This is a genomic window from Pseudomonas sp. NFPP07 (genome assembly GCF_900115645.1).
GTDB lineage: Bacteria > Pseudomonadota > Gammaproteobacteria > Pseudomonadales > Pseudomonadaceae > Aquipseudomonas > Aquipseudomonas chlororaphis.
Window position 1 is genome coordinate 443,281 of sequence record NZ_FOXG01000002.1, and the last position, 13,013, is coordinate 456,293.

Genomic DNA, 13,013 nt, shown 5'->3' on the forward strand with positions numbered 1-13,013 from the left:
GTCGGCCCGCGCGCAGCCCCCTGTGACAAAGGCTCGTCAGGACCATTCAGCAGGGTTATTTCACCCCTCTCCACGGGCCGCGAAGGCCCATTCCCGAGGGCTCTGGCCGGGGGCTGGAACCTCTAGCAGACAAGCCCTTCGCTGTCGAGATATGGCGGTTGTTGTCCTTTGCGTATACTGCGCAGATGTTTTCCCCTATGGCTTTACGTCCGCGCTGTGCCCGATGGCTCATCGCAACCGGACTCTTCCTGATGCTCAGTGCCTGCGTTGAGAAACCCAGCACGCTCGAGCGAGTAAAGGAGGATGGCGTGCTGCGGGTGGTCACCCGTAACAGCCCGGCCACCTACTTCCAGGATCGCAACGGTGAAACCGGCTTCGAATACGAGCTGGTGAAACGTTTCGCCGACGACCTGGGGGTGACGCTGAAGATCGAAACCGCGGACAACCTCGACGACCTCTTCGACCAGCTGGGTAAACCTAACGGCCCGGTGCTGGCTGCTGCCGGCCTGGTCAGCAGCGAGAAACGCAAGCAGCAAGTCCGGTTTTCCCATACCTATCTGGAAGTCACCCCGCAGATCATCTACCGCAACGGCCAGTCCCGCCCCACCGATGCGGGCGACCTGGTCGGCAAGAAGATCATGGTGCTCAAGGGCAGCACCCACGCCGAGCAACTGGCCGAACTCAAGCTGAAATACCCCGGCATTCAATACGAAGAGTCCGACGAGGTCGAAGTGGTCGACCTGCTGCGCATGGTCGACGAGGGGCAGATCGACCTGACCCTGGTGGATTCCAACGAAGTGGCGATGAACCAGGTGTATTTCGCCAATATCCGCGTGGCCTTTGACCTTGGCGATGCCCGCAACCAGAGCTGGGCCGTGGCCGCCGGCGAAGACAACAGCCTGCTCAACGAAATCAACGACTTCCTCGACAAGGTGCAGAAGAACGGCACCCTGCAGCGCCTGAAGGACCGTTATTACGGGCATGTGGACGTCCTGGGTTATGTCGGCGCCTACACCTTTGCCCAGCATCTGCAGCAGCGCCTGCCCAAATACGAGAAGCACTTCAAGGCCTCGGCCAAGGAAGAAAAGGTCGACTGGCGCCTGCTGGCGGCCATCGGCTACCAGGAATCCTTGTGGCAACCGAGCGTTACCTCCAAGACCGGCGTACGCGGCCTGATGATGCTGACCCAGAACACCGCCCAGGCCATGGGCGTGTCCAACCGCCTGGACGCCAAGCAAAGCATCCAGGGCGGCGCCAAGTACCTGGCGTACATGAAGGATCAGCTGGACGACAAGATCGAAGAGCCGGACCGCACCTGGTTCGCCCTCGCCGCCTATAACGTCGGCAGTGGCCACCTGGACGACGCCCGCAAGCTGGCGCAAAAGGAAGGGCTGAACCCGAACAAGTGGCTGGACGTGAAGAAGATGCTGCCGCGTCTCTCGCAGAAGCAGTGGTACAGCAAGACCCGCTATGGCTACGCCCGGGGCGGCGAGCCGGTGCATTTCGTCGCCAACATCCGTCGCTACTACGACATCCTGACCTGGGTTACGCAGCCGCAGCTGGAAGGCGACCAGGTGGCCGAGGGCAACCTGCACGTGCCGGGCGTGGACAAGACCAAGCCGACCCAGGAAACCCCGCCGCTTTAAACCCTCTGTAGCCGCTGCCGCAGGCTGCGATCGACCGGAGGTCGTGGCGATTCCAAGAACGCCGAAGCTCCTTCGGAGCTTGTCGCAGCCTTCGGCAGCGGCTACAGGATCAGGCCTTGGCCGCCGCCAGGATCAGCGCCTTCATCTCCGCCACTGCGCCTTTGAAGCCGACGAACAGCGCATGGGCCACCAGCGCATGGCCGATGTTCAACTCGTTGATGCCCTTGATCGCCGCGACCGCTTCGACGTTGTGGTAATGCAGGCCGTGGCCGGCATTGACGATCAGGCCCTGGCCCAGGCCGAAAGCCACGCCGTCGGCCACACGCCGCAGTTCCTCGGCCACCTCGCTCGGAGTTTCGGCATCGGCATAACGCCCGGTGTGCAGCTCGATGGCGGGCGCGCCCACGCGGCGAGAGGCAGCGATCTGCCGCTCATCGGCGTCGATGAACAGCGACACTTCGGCGCCGATCTTCGACAGCCGCTCTACCGCCGCCTTGATCCGCGCTTCCTGCCCGGCGACATCCAGGCCGCCTTCGGTGGTCAGCTCCTGGCGGGTTTCCGGAACCAGGCAGATGTGCGCCGGACGGATGCGCTCGGCGAACGCCATCATTTCCTCGGTGACGCCCATCTCGAAGTTCATGCGGGTTTGCAGCACGTCCTTGAGCAGCAGCACGTCGCGCTCCTGGATGTGCCGGCGGTCCTCGCGCAGGTGCACGGTGATGCCGTCGGCCCCCGCCTCTTCCGCGTCCAGCGCCGCCTTGACCGGATCAGGGTAACGGGTGCCCCGGGCCTGACGCAGGGTGGCTACGTGGTCGATATTCACGCCAAGAAGAATGCGATTGCTGGTGGTCACGGAAGCGCTCCTGAGGAGTTAGAGATTCGGTGCACAGCATATAGTGTCCGCTGGCGAAAATAACTGCCGGCTTTCGGTCGCACGAGCAAGCCAGGCAGGATTCGAGCGTATTGGCGTAATGGGACGACTAGGGCTTGCGAAACAATTCGCGACTGACCAAGGGCCGACCGCCCAGGTGCACCGCCAGGGCCTGGCGCATCAGGCGCTTGGCCGCCGCCAGCGCGCCGGGGGCGCTCCAGTCGGCTTGCGCCATGGCCAGCAGCTCGGTGCCGTTGAACAGGCCCGGCTGCAGCAGCTGAACCTGCTCCAGGCCTGCATCCACCTGCAGGCGGTACATGCCCTGCGCCTCAATCGGCGCGCCATGGATATCCATGTCCAGGGCGAAGCCGTAGCCCAGGTCGTCCAGCAGGCGCCATTCGAACGCGCGCAGCAAGGGCTCAAGGGCCCTGCCCTCGGCCAAAGCCAGCAAGGTTGCCGCATAGTGCTCGAAGATCGCCGGATGCGGGTCTTCGGCGGGCAGCAGGCGAATCAGCAACTCATTGAGGTAGAGGCCGCTGAACAGCGCCTCGCCGTTGAGCCAGGTGGAGGTTCCCGCGCTTTCCATGCGCCCGACGTTTTTCAGCTCGCCGCGCCCACGAAATTCGACTTCCAGCGGCACGAACGGCCGCGCCAGGGTCCCGGCCTTGCCCCGCGCGCCGCGCAACACCGCGCGCAGCCGCCCCTGGGGCGTGAGGAAGTCCACCAATGCACTGCTCTCGCGATAGGCGCGACTGTGCAGGACATAAGCGGGCTGGCCGATGGGAACGTTACTGGACATAGGTGTCGGAGGGATCTCAAGGCTTGAGAAAGTGACAGGTCCACGGGAAGGCTCGTTGAACCTTTATCGCCAGCGGCTCGCTCCCTACACGTTGCAGGAACGAGGCGCCGGCGACGGGGCAGGATTACAGGTCGCCGTAGCCCAGCGAACGCAGGGCGCGCTCGTCGTCGGACCAACCGCCTTTGACCTTGACCCACAGGTTGAGCATGACCTTGGAGTCGAACAGCAACTCCATGTCCTTGCGCGCTTCCATGCCGATGCGCTTGATGCGCTCACCCTTGTCGCCAATGATGATTTTCTTCTGGCCGTCGCGTTCGACGAGGATCAAGGCATGAATGTGCAGGGTCTTGCCCTGCTGCTTGAACTCTTCGATTTCCACGGTGATCTGGTACGGCAGCTCGGCACCCAGCTGGCGCATGATCTTCTCGCGCACCAGTTCGGCAGCGAGGAAACGGCTGCTGCGGTCGGTGATCTGGTCTTCCGGGAAGAAGTGATCGTTTTCCGGCAGGTGCTTGGCGATCAGGCCTTCCAGGGCTTCCAGGTTGTGCCCCTGCTGGGCCGATACCGGGACGATCTCGGCATTCGGCAATTGCTCCTGCAACCAGGTCAGGTGCGGCATCAGCTCGGCCTTGTCCTCGATGCGGTCGGTCTTGTTGATCGCCAGGATCACCGGGCCCTGCACGTACTGCACACGCTCCAGCACCAGCTGGTCTTCGTCGGTCCACTTGGTGCGGTCAACGACGAAAATCACCACGTCGACGTCTTTCAAGGCCGCCGAGGCGGTCTTGTTCATGTAGCGGTTCAGCGCCTTCTCGTTGCTCTTGTGCATGCCCGGGGTGTCGACGTAGATCGCCTGGATGGCGCCTTCGGTCTTGATGCCGAGCATGTTGTGCCGAGTGGTCTGCGGCTTGCGCGAGGTGATGGCCAGCTTCTGCCCCAGGATATGGTTCAGCAGCGTGGACTTGCCCACGTTCGGACGGCCGACGATGGCAACATAGCCACAGCGTGTTGCGGTTGTATCAGTCATGGCCATTCTCCACGCCCAGGGCAATCAGTGCTGCGGCGGCCGCTACCTGTTCGGCAATGCGACGGCTCACGCCCTGACCTCGGCTTTTTTCGTTCAGTAGGGTGATTTCACATTCGACGAAGAACGTCCGGCAATGGGGCTCACCCTGGATATCCACCACTTCATAGCGGGGCAGTTCACAGGCACGCGACTGCAGGAATTCCTGCAGGCGGGTCTTGGGGTCCTTGTTGGTGTCGACCAGCGTCAGGCTGTCGAACTCGGACGTCAGCCAGGACAGCACGCGCTCGCGCGCGACCTCCATGCCGGCATCCAGGTAGATCGCACCAATCAGCGCTTCCAGGGCATCGGCGAGGATCGACTCACGACGGAAGCCGCCGCTTTTCAACTCACCGGAGCCCAGGCGCAGGTATTCGCCCAGATCGAAACCACGGGCCAGTACGGCCAGGGTTTCACCCTTCACCAGGCGCGCGCGCAGACGCGACAGCTGGCCTTCGCGAGCCTGGGGAAAACGCTCGAACAGCGCTTCGCCGGCGACGAAGTTGAGAATGGCATCACCGAGGAATTCCAGGCGTTCGTTGTTGCGCCCGGCAAAACTGCGGTGAGTGAGGGCCAGGACCATCAGTTCCTGGTCCTTGAAGGTGTAACCGAGCTGACGCTCGAGACGGCTCAAAGAAACGCTCACGGTTTACCCACGCTGAGTTCGTGGTTGAATTTCACCACCTTGGAGACAAGGCACGAGGTGCCTGTGGCAATTAACGCTGTGTTCAAATCCACATCCTGAATATCGTTGACTGCTGCTTCTGGTGACGCCTGGGAGGCTGCCGAACCTGGCGGGCCGGTGTTCTACAAGATCCAGAAAAGCATTCGGCGCTGTGTTCAACAGCGCCGTGTTTGATTACTTGATCAGGCCAACCCGCGAGAAATTCGGCAGGTGGCTGAGTTTCGGTTCGGGCCAGCTCATCCAGACTGCGAAGGCCTTGCCGACGATATTCTTGTCGGGAACCATGCCCAGCAGGTCCTTGGGAATGCTTGGGTCATCCCAGTAGCGGCTGTCGTTCGAGTTGTCGCGGTTGTCGCCCATCATGAAGTAGTGCCCGGCAGGCACGGTCCATTGACGATCCGGGGTGGCCCGGTAGCGGCTCATTTCCTTGCGGATCAGGTGCTCGGCGGCGCCGAGTTTTTCCTTGTAGAGCTCCGCACTGCCCAGGGTACCCGGCTCGGAGCCGACCAGTTGCTCGGCGACCGACTGGCCGTTGACCAGCAGGCGCTTGTCGCTGGTGTAGCGCACTTCGTCGCCCGGCAGGCCGACCACACGCTTGATGTAGTTGACGTTCGGATCGCTCGGGTAGCGGAACACCATCACATCGCCGCGCTGCGGATCACCGACCTCGATGATTTTCTTGTCGATCACCGGCAGGCGGATCCCGTAAGAAAACTTGTTCACCAGGATGAAGTCGCCCACATCCAGGGTCGGTTTCATCGATCCCGAAGGAATCTGAAACGGTTCCACCAGAAACGAACGCAGCACCAGCACGATGAACAGCACCGGAAAGAACGATTTGCCGTACTCGACCAGCATCGGCTCCTTGTTCAGTTTCTCGATGACCAGTCCATCCGGCTGGCTGACGCTGCCCTGATAGTTGGTAATGGCGGCACGCCGACGCGGCGCCAGAAAGACCAGATCGAGCAACGCCAACAGACCGCAGACGGCGACGGCGATGACCAGCAACAGCGGGAAATTTAGTGACATAGGACCTAACTATCCAACCTGAGCACAGCAAGGAAGGCTTCTTGTGGAATCTCCACGTTACCCACTTGCTTCATGCGTTTCTTACCGGCCTTCTGCTTTTCCAACAGCTTGCGCTTACGGCTAACGTCACCACCGTAGCATTTGGCCAGTACGTTCTTTCTGAGCGCCTTGACGGTTGTCCGCGCCACAATCTGCCCACCAATGGCGGCCTGGATTGCCACGTCGAACATCTGCCGAGGAATCAGTTCCTTCATCTTTTCGGTCAACGCACGCCCTTTGTAGTGCGCGTTGTCACGGTGCACGATCAATGCCAGGGCGTCGACCTTCTCACCGTTGATCAGCACATCCAGCTTGACCAGATTAGCCGATTGGTAGCGATCGAAATGATAATCCAGCGAAGCATAGCCACGACTGGTGGATTTGAGGCGGTCGAAGAAGTCCAGGACCACTTCGTTCATCGGCAGGTCGTAGGTCACCTGGACCTGGCTGCCAAGGAACAGCATGTCGTGCTGTATGCCGCGCTTCTCGATGCACAGGGTAATGACGTTACCCAGATGCTCCTGCGGCACCAGGATATTGGCCCGCACGATCGGCTCGCGCATATCTTCGATGGATGACAGATCCGGCAACTTCGACGGGTTATCGACGTAGATCGTCTCACCATTCTTCAGTTGCAGTTCGAAAATCACCGTCGGCGCCGTGGTGATCAGGTCCAGGTCGTATTCGCGCTCCAGGCGCTCCTGGATGATTTCCATGTGCAGCATGCCGAGGAAGCCGCAACGGAAGCCGAAGCCCAGTGCGTCGGAGCTTTCCGGGGTGTATTGCAGCGACGAGTCGTTCAGCGTGAGCTTTTGCAGGGCTTCGCGGAAGTCTTCAAAGTCGTCGGAGCTGACCGGGAACAGGCCGGCGTAGACCTGCGGCTGAATGCGCTTGAAGCCAGGAAGCACTTCGACGTCGGGGGTCGAGCTCAGGGTCAGGGTATCACCTACCGGCGCACCGTGAATGTCCTTGATGCCTGCGATGATAAAGCCTACTTCACCGGCCTTCAGGTCGGTGGTGGCGGTGTGTTTCGGGTTGAATACACCGACGCTGTCCACCAGGTGGATCTTGCCGGTGGATTTCACCAGGATCTTGTCGCCCTTCTTCACGCGACCATGGCGCACGCGAACCAGGGACACGACGCCCAGGTAGTTGTCGAACCAGGAGTCGATGATCAACGCTTGCAGCGGATCTTCGATGTTGCCGGTCGGCGCGGGAATGGTGGTGACCAGGCGCTCCAGCACCTCGTCGACACCCAGGCCGGTCTTGGCGCTGCAGGTCACGGCGTCGGTGGCATCGATACCGATGATCTTCTCGATCTCTTCCTTGACCCGGTCCGGATCGGCCTGCGGCAGGTCGATCTTGTTCAACACCGGCATGACCTCCAGGCCCTGCTCGATGGCGGTGTAGCAGTTGGCAACCGACTGCGCTTCCACGCCCTGGCCAGCGTCGACCACCAGCAAGGCGCCTTCACAGGCGGCCAGCGACCGGCTGACTTCATAGGTGAAGTCCACGTGGCCCGGGGTGTCGATGAAGTTCAGCTGGTAGGTGATGCCGTCGCGGGCTTTGTAATAGAGGGTAACGCTGTGGGCCTTGATGGTGATCCCGCGTTCCCGCTCGAGGTCCATGGAGTCCAGAACCTGGGCTTCCATTTCGCGCTCGGCCAGGCCGCCGCACATCTGGATGAAGCGATCGGCCAGAGTCGACTTGCCATGGTCAATGTGGGCGATGATGGAGAAATTGCGGATATGACTCAAATCACTCACGGATCAACACTCAAAAAGGCTGCAGGCATAGCCCGCCGAAAAATAGCCGGGAATTGTACCTGATAGACGACGCAAGCGTCACGTTCGCCTGTCAGTGGTGCATAAACGCAAAACGCCCCGGTATTTCGACAGGGGCGTTGCTCTTGCGCGTGGCGTCATTGGCGCCGGTCAGCCGGCCCGGCGCATCAGCCAGAACCCGGCCAGGGCACAGAAACCGGCGGGAACCAGCACCGCGAACAGCGGCGAGAAACCGAATACCAGGCTCGACGGCCCGAGCAGGTCCTGGGCAATGCGGAAGGTGAACCCCACCAGCACGCCGGTGAACACCCGCTGACCAAGCGTCACCGAACGCAACGGACCGAAAATGAACGAGATCGCCATCAAGACCAGGGCCGCGGTGACCAGCGGTTGCAGCACCTTGACCCAGAACGCCAGCCAGTAGCGACCGTTGTTCAGGCCCTGATCGGCCAGGTAGTGGATATAGCCCCACAGACCGCTGATCGACAGGGACTCCGGCGCCATCACCACAGTGCTCAGCAGTTGCGGGCTCAAGGCCACGTCCCAGCGTTCCTGAGGGGTGTTGATGACTTCGGTGTGGCCTTCACGGAAATAGGTGGTGGTGACGTCGCTCAGCTGCCAGTAGTTCTCTTCGAAACGGGCCTGGCGGGCGAAGCTCGAGGACAGCATGTGCCGCTGATCGTCGAAGTGATAACGGGTCACGCCATACAGCAAGCCGTTGGGTTGCACGGCGTTGATGTGGATGAACTCCTCACCCTGGCGGTGCCACAGGCCGCGCTTGGAACTTTGCGCATCGCCCGAACCCTGGGCCAGCGCACGACTGGCCTGCGCCTGGCTTTCCGTGGCGGGAGCGACGTACTCGCCGATCAGCACACCGGCCAGCATCAGGAACAGCATCGGCTTCATCACCGCCCAGACGATCCGACCGATAGACACGCCAGCGGCGCGCATGATGGTCAGCTCGCTGTTGCTGGCCAGGCTGCCCAGGCCGATCAGGCAGCCGATCAGGGCCGCCATCGGCAGCATTTCGTAGAGCCGGCGCGGCGCCGTCATGACCACGAAACTCAACACATCCATCACGGTGTAGTTGTCACTGACGCTGCCCATCTCGTCGATGAAGGCGAACAGCGACGCCAGGCCGAGAATGATCCCCAGTACCGCCAGGATGGCCAGCAGGACACTGTTACCGATGTAGCGATCGAGTTTAACCACGAGCCACCTCCTTCATGCTGCGGCGGCTCGCCAGTTTCAGACGCAAGGGTTCCCAGTACAGCAACCCGAGGCCAATCAATAGAAACAGTCCGTGCACCCACCACAGGCCCAGTGCCTGCGGCAGCTTGCCTTTTTCCAGCGAGCCACGGGCCGCGATCAGGATTGTCAGGTAAGCCATATAAAGAAGAATCGCCGGCAGCAATTTGAGGAAGCGGCCCTGGCGCGGGTTGACCCGGGACAACGGCACCGCCATCAGGGTCACGACAAACACCAGCAGCGGCAGGGAAATACGCCATTGCAGCTCGGCATGGGCGCGCAGGTCCGGGTTGCCGATCAGATCGCGGGTCGGCATGGCGTCGCGATCGGTGACTTCGTCGCTGACGTCCGGCTTGGCCAGCAATACGCCGTAGGTGTCGTACTTGATGACCCGGTAATCGGCCTGGCCCGGGTTACCGTCGTAGCGATAGCCGTTTTCCAGGATCAGGTAGCGATTGCCGTCCGGGCGAATGTCCTGGTGCCCCTTCTCTGCCACCAGCACCGAGATGCCCTGGTCCTTCTTGTCCTGGCTCAGGCGTTTTTCCGAGATGAACACGCCGCCCAGGTTGGCCCGGTCATCGGACAAGTGTTCGGTATAAGTCACCCGGGTACCGTCGTTGAGCGCCTGGAAGCGGCCCGGCACCAGGGTGTCGAATTCGGTCATGGCGTCCTGCTTGTTCAGCAGCAACTGGAACTGATTGGCCCCCTGCGGCGCCAGGCTCAGGCTCAGCCACGCCACCAGCAGGGCCACCAGCGCGGCCGGGATCATGGTCATGCCCAGTAGGCGCTGCTGGCTCATGCCGGTGGCCGACAGCACAGTCATTTCGCTTTCGAGGTACAGCCGGCCATAGGCCAGGAGAATGCCGAGGAACAACCCCAGCGGCAGGATCAGTTGCAAAAAGCCCGGCAGGCGAAAGCCCATGATCAGGAACAGCGAGCCCGGGTCCAGTGCGCCCGAGGCCGCTTGCGCGAGGTATTTGACGAAACGTCCGCTCATGATGATGACCAGCAGTACAGCGCTCACGGCGCTCAGGGTCAGCAACACTTCGCGGGATAGATAACGGAAGACGATCAAACCAGACACTCCAGGGTTGTCAGGCTAAGGCGGCCAAACAAGCAAACACGGCCCGTGAAGCCGAGCCGCCGAAAAAGATGGCGCATTATCCTGTGATTGCATGCGCCTGTCACTGCGCATGCTCACGCAGGCCTCTAAAGCGGCGAAGTTCGCTCATGGGAGGGTTGTCAGCCTCGACTGCCGGGGTTCAAACTGGCGGCCCTGTCGTTGGCCGCTGCCGACGCCTCTTCCTTATAAAAGCTGCATACATGACAAGCCTGGCGCACGGCATTGGCCCTGCGCTCTTTGACCATTAATTCAGGGACCCGGACATGGAACTGGTTGTAAAAAGCGTTAGCCCGGAAACGTTGAAGACCGCCACCCTGGTGGTCGCCGTCGGCGAAGGCCGCAAGCTCGGCAGCGTTGCCAAACAACTCGACGAGCTCAGTGGCGGCGCCATCGGCGCGGTACTCAAGCGCGGCGACCTGGACGGCAAGGTCGGCCAGAGCCTGCTGTTGCACGCCCTGCCGAACCTGAAGGCCGAACGTGTCCTGCTGGTCGGTACCGGCAAGGACGCCGAACTGGGCGACCGCCCGTTCCGCAAGATCGTCAGTGGCATCCTCACGACCCTCAAGGGGCTGGGCGGCAGCGATGCCGTGCTGGCGCTGGACGAAGTGGTGGTCAAGGGCCGCGACAGCTACGGCAAGACCCGCCTGCTGGCGGAAACCCTGGTGGACGGCGAATACAGCTTCGACCAGTTCAAGAGCCAGAAAGCCGAACCGCGCGCCCTGAAGAAAATCACCCTGCTGACCATCAAGGCCGCGCAGGCCGAAGTCGAGCGCGCCGTGGCCCACGCCAAGGCGATCGCCAACGGCATGGCATTCACCCGCAACCTGGGCAACCTGCCGCCGAACATCTGCCACCCGACCTTCCTCGGCGAACAGGCCAAGGCCCTGGGCAAGGAATTCAAGGCCCTGAAAGTCGAAGTCTTCGACGAGAAGAAGATCAAGGACCTGGGCATGGGCTCGTTCTATGCCGTGGGCCAGGGCAGCGCCCAGCCGCCGCGCCTGATCGTCATGCAATACAACGGCGGCAAGAAGTCCGAGAAGCCGTACACCCTGGTCGGCAAGGGCATCACCTTCGACACTGGCGGCATCAGCCTCAAACCTGGCGCCGGCATGGATGAAATGAAGTACGACATGGGTGGCGCCGCCAGCGTGTTCGGCACCCTGCGCGCCGTGCTGGAACTCAAGCTGCCGATCAACCTGGTGTGCATCCTGGCCTGCGCCGAGAACATGCCGAGCGGCACCGCTTCGCGTCCGGGCGACATCGTCACCACCATGAGCGGCCAGACCGTGGAAATCCTCAACACCGACGCCGAAGGCCGCCTGGTGCTGTGCGATGCCCTGACCTACGCCGAGCGCTTCAAGCCACAGGCGGTGATCGATATCGCCACCCTGACCGGTGCCTGCGTGGTCGCCCTCGGTTCCCACACCTCGGGCCTCCTGGGCAACAACGACGAACTGATCGGCCAGTTGCTGAGCGCCGGCGTTCAGGCTGACGACCGTGCCTGGCAGCTGCCGCTGTTCGACGAGTACCAGGAACAGCTGGACAGCCCGTTCGCCGACATCGCCAACATCGGCGGGCCGAAAGCCGGCACCATTACCGCTGCCTGCTTCCTGTCGCGCTTCACCAAGCAGTACAACTGGGCGCACCTGGATATCGCCGGTACCGCCTGGACCAGCGGCGGCAAGGACAAGGGCGCCACTGGCCGTCCGGTTCCCCTGCTGACCCAGTACCTGCTGGACCGTGCCAAAGCCTGAAACCTATGACCTCGGGGTGCGCCGCCCACACGCGGCGCACTCCCGGGTTCAGGAACCGCAATGACCAAAGTCGACTTCTATATCCTTCCCAGCGCGGATCCTTCGGCGCGCCTGGACTTCGCCTGCAAGCTCACCGACAAGGCCTGGCGCATGGGGCACCGCATCTACCTGCATTGCAGCGACGCGGCCCAGCGCGATGAGCTCGATGCCCGGCTGTGGCGCTTCAAGGGCGAAACCTTCGTGCCCCACGGCCCCGCCGAAAGCGAACCGGATGGCCTGATCGTTCTCGGCCTGGGCGAAGACCCCGGCGAACACCATGACCTGCTGGTCAACCTGGACCTGAAAGTCCCGGCATTTGCCCAGCGTTTCGCCCGCATCGCCGAAGTGGTGGTGGAAGACCCGACTATCCGCCAAGCCGCTCGCGAGAGTTTCCGTTTCTACCGCGAACAGGGCTATCCTCTGCAAGATCACCGTTTACAGCGACTCTGAGCCATCGATGGACACTCCCAAACCGCTGCAAAAGTCCGCGCACCTGCTGGATGACCTCGAGTCCATCCGCCAACTGCTCGGCGATGACGACCTGCAACCTCCGCTGCTGACCGAGACCGTCGACGGCGAAGTGCAGATTCCGCTGCTGTTCGATATGGTCGGCGGCAAGCCTGCCGTCGAAACCCACGAAGAGGCGCCGGCAGAACCACAACCGGCTCCCGCTCCGGTGGTCGAACCGCAACCTGCCCCCGTAGTTGCCGCGCCAGCGCCAGCGCCAGCCCCGACACCGACACCGACACCGAAACCCGCGCCAGCACCCAAGAGCCAGGATGCCCTGCTGCACCTGGACAGCGAACTGCGCGCCGCCGCGCAATTGATCATGCAAGACGTGATCGACGACTTCGCCCCGCACATCGAAACCGAGATCAAGCGCCGCCTCGATGCGCGAATGGATCGTTTGCTGAGCCAGTACGACGCCTGATC

At 62.1% G+C, this 13,013-nt stretch carries 12 protein-coding genes; 4 read left to right on the forward strand and 8 right to left on the reverse strand.

Annotated elements, in window-relative coordinates; translation table 11 throughout:
* The first annotated feature begins 185 nt into the window (after positions 1-185).
* A complete protein-coding gene (gene mltF, locus BM019_RS07070) occupies positions 186-1,646 on the forward strand; it encodes a membrane-bound lytic murein transglycosylase MltF (RefSeq protein ID WP_009042308.1) in 1,461 nt (486 codons plus the stop codon).
* A gap of 109 nt (positions 1,647-1,755) precedes the next feature.
* On the opposite strand, the gene pdxJ is transcribed toward mltF, so the two are convergent.
* From pdxJ to lptF, 8 genes are all read right to left on the reverse strand, one after another.
* A complete protein-coding gene (pdxJ, locus tag BM019_RS07075; RefSeq protein WP_007932164.1) occupies positions 1,756-2,499 on the reverse strand; it encodes a pyridoxine 5'-phosphate synthase in 744 nt (247 codons plus the stop codon).
* A 127-nt stretch (positions 2,500-2,626) separates the two neighbouring features.
* Positions 2,627-3,316, reverse strand: a complete 690-nt coding sequence (gene recO / locus BM019_RS07080) for a DNA repair protein RecO (protein WP_092417917.1) — start codon at positions 3,314-3,316, stop codon at positions 2,627-2,629.
* Between the two features lie 124 nt (positions 3,317-3,440).
* Entirely contained in the window at positions 3,441-4,343 is a 903-nt protein-coding gene (gene era / locus BM019_RS07085; RefSeq protein ID WP_007932155.1) for a GTPase Era, read from the reverse strand.
* Positions 4,336-5,025 carry a ribonuclease III gene (gene rnc, locus BM019_RS07090; protein ID WP_009042306.1) on the reverse strand — a complete coding sequence of 230 codons (690 nt, stop codon included), beginning with the start codon at positions 5,023-5,025 and terminating at the stop codon, positions 4,336-4,338. The genes era and rnc overlap by 8 nt, the downstream gene beginning before the upstream one ends.
* A 213-nt stretch (positions 5,026-5,238) precedes the next feature.
* On the reverse strand, positions 5,239-6,093 hold the full coding sequence (lepB, locus tag BM019_RS07095) for a signal peptidase I (RefSeq protein WP_007932153.1): 855 nt from the start codon (positions 6,091-6,093) through the stop codon (positions 5,239-5,241).
* 5 nt (positions 6,094-6,098) lie between these two features.
* Complete coding sequence (gene lepA / locus BM019_RS07100) at positions 6,099-7,898, reverse strand: translation elongation factor 4 (protein WP_007932152.1); 1,800 nt, start codon at positions 7,896-7,898, stop codon at positions 6,099-6,101.
* A 168-nt stretch (positions 7,899-8,066) separates the two neighbouring features.
* Positions 8,067-9,128: an LPS export ABC transporter permease LptG gene (gene lptG, locus BM019_RS07105; RefSeq protein ID WP_016702720.1), complete on the reverse strand. Its 1,062-nt coding sequence runs from the start codon at positions 9,126-9,128 to the stop codon at positions 8,067-8,069.
* Entirely contained in the window at positions 9,121-10,239 is a 1,119-nt protein-coding gene (lptF, locus tag BM019_RS07110) for an LPS export ABC transporter permease LptF (protein ID WP_092417918.1), read from the reverse strand. Before lptF ends, lptG begins: the two co-directional genes overlap by 8 nt.
* 311 nt (positions 10,240-10,550) lie before the next feature.
* Here lptF and BM019_RS07115 point away from each other — a divergent pair, with 311 nt between their 5' ends.
* From BM019_RS07115 to BM019_RS07125, 3 genes are read left to right on the forward strand one after another with little or no spacing between them, the layout of a single operon-like run.
* Positions 10,551-12,041 (forward strand): leucyl aminopeptidase, encoded by a 1,491-nt coding sequence (locus tag BM019_RS07115; RefSeq protein ID WP_009042302.1) that lies wholly within the window; start codon positions 10,551-10,553, stop codon positions 12,039-12,041.
* Positions 12,042-12,101: 60 nt separating this feature from the next.
* Positions 12,102-12,530 carry a DNA polymerase III subunit chi gene (locus BM019_RS07120; RefSeq protein ID WP_092417919.1) on the forward strand — a complete coding sequence of 143 codons (429 nt, stop codon included), beginning with the start codon at positions 12,102-12,104 and terminating at the stop codon, positions 12,528-12,530.
* A 7-nt stretch (positions 12,531-12,537) separates the two neighbouring features.
* Entirely contained in the window at positions 12,538-13,011 is a 474-nt protein-coding gene (locus tag BM019_RS07125) for a DNA polymerase III subunit chi (RefSeq protein WP_092417920.1), read from the forward strand.
* Positions 13,012-13,013 lie beyond the last annotated feature (2 nt).